Raw genomic sequence first — 1,903 nt, forward strand, 5'->3', positions numbered from 1 at the left:
ATTTCTATGTCGTTTGTCTTCAACTTTAACTAGTTAGTGAGACGTGTTACAGAAGTATCCAAACTAGAAATTGCTTAAAAAATACGGTGGTTAAAGTGAAAATTGATATAGGGCCTAATCTACACGATTAAAGGGATTCCAATGATATTATAGTACAGATTAGCGGTTTGAGCACACCTTAAATCGTACTATAAATTGCATTCAAGAGGTAGTGTAGCACCGATTTGCGTTTCCATGCCTTTCCACCCGCCTTACATACATACCAATACGCCTATAATTCGTTCAGGTCTCATTCCACTTTTTGATTGTAATTTCGGGTACAGCAAGGGAAGCAGCGCTCTTGCATACCGCTGTTATGGTATTCATTAGGCGCTCAGGCTTAATGTATCCTGTGTCATCAGTTCGCCGCAGCAAAAATCGGATTCAGTAGCCCGCCAAAATAATCACCAAATGTACCAAGATCAGCTACTTTGAAGGCAGTACCGAACTTATCAAAGTAGAATACGAGAACACTGATGATAGCAACCACACAGAACCAGAATGCAAGTCCTATCTTAGTTTTATCGTTTTCTTTCATAGACGACATATATCATTAAGGAGTTTATATTAGGCCAAAATCTTCTAATGCAAACGCAAGCCTCCGAGGGGTAACAAATTGCGCTCAGGACACGATAGATTGAAACATTTTAAAGACAGTTTAAGTATATGCGAGAATCCACGCTATATGCAATACGCGTGTAATTTGCAGATATTTGATATTTGCAAAATGAAAGTAGAACGGCTAAAAAATCATTTGATTATTAGACGTGAAGAAACAAATCCATTTGTTGTAATTCGTTATTATTGCAAAAAGAGGGTGAAAGTGGAAAATCCGGTGCCACAGCCCGTCCATTTCGCAGCGGATTGACCAGCAGACCAATTTGCAGTCTCAATAGTAACCTGCTGATGAAAAGAGAGATAGGGTAGTAAGCCAAGACCGCGATGAGGTGGTCAGTTTTCTCGTAATTTCTAGTCTATTGTTTGATCAATTATTAAGGTTTTGTCGCAACAAATATGATCCGATACTCATTTTTAATGAAATCCCGGAGACGCTCTTAGAAAGTACTACTCTTAAACTGTTTTACAAACCATTATGTTGATAAACCAAACTTTACTACGTTTAAACAAAGGGCATTGGCTGCTTTTGCTAAGCCTGGTTATGGGTCTTTCGCCCCAGCGCGTTACCGCGCAAGATGGCCCTTTCTGTGATGTCTTTCGCACCTTCGGCAATGGGGGGATGATGGGTCAGACTATATATTCCTTGTACACGCAGGACCAAACGGTGTATGCGGGGACCAATGACGGTTTATATATTTCGCCCGACGGGCGCAATAACTTTGTCAAAATGATTCCCGGATATGGGGGTTTTAATGCGAATGGCTTGTACGCGGTGGGCCAGATGGTATATGCCGGAACCCAAGATGGGTTTGGGTTATATATTTCGACCGACGGGGGCAGCAGCTTTACCAACAGGACTTCCGCCAATGGGCTGGGGGATGATTATGTGAGTGCCGTGTACGTGGTGGGGTCAACGGTGTATGCAGCTACCGCTAGCGGGTTATCGATTTCGACCGACGGGGGCAACAGCTTTACCAACAGGACTTCCGCCAATGGGCTGGGAAGTAATTTTGTGTCTGCCGTGTACGTGGTGGGGTCAACGGTGTATGCAGCTACCACTAGCGGGTTATCGATTTCGACCGACGAGGGTAACAGCTTTACCAACAGGACTACCGCCAATGGGCTGGTAAGTAATTTTGTGTCTGACGTGTACGTGGTGGGGTCAACGGTGTATGCCGCTACCGCTGGCGGGTTATCGATTTCGTCCGACGGGGGCAACAGCTTTACCAACATGACTACCGCCAAT

Annotated in this window: 2 protein-coding genes; one reads left to right on the forward strand and one right to left on the reverse strand. The window is 44.1% G+C overall.

Annotated elements, in window-relative coordinates; all coding sequences use genetic code 11:
- Positions 1-397 precede the first annotated feature (397 nt).
- Positions 398-577 carry a hypothetical protein gene (locus tag G395_RS0127095; RefSeq protein ID WP_157486856.1) on the reverse strand — a complete coding sequence of 60 codons (180 nt, stop codon included), beginning with the start codon at positions 575-577 and terminating at the stop codon, positions 398-400.
- Between the two features lie 555 nt (positions 578-1,132).
- On the opposite strand from G395_RS0127095, the gene G395_RS0127105 reads away from it, so the two are divergent.
- Positions 1,133-1,903 (forward strand): WD40/YVTN/BNR-like repeat-containing protein (locus G395_RS0127105; RefSeq protein WP_026632865.1); only part of this gene is annotated, 771 nt, incomplete at its 3' end.

This window comes from Dyadobacter alkalitolerans DSM 23607 (assembly GCF_000428845.1).
In the GTDB taxonomy this organism is placed as follows: Bacteria; Bacteroidota; Bacteroidia; order Cytophagales; family Spirosomataceae; genus Dyadobacter; species Dyadobacter alkalitolerans.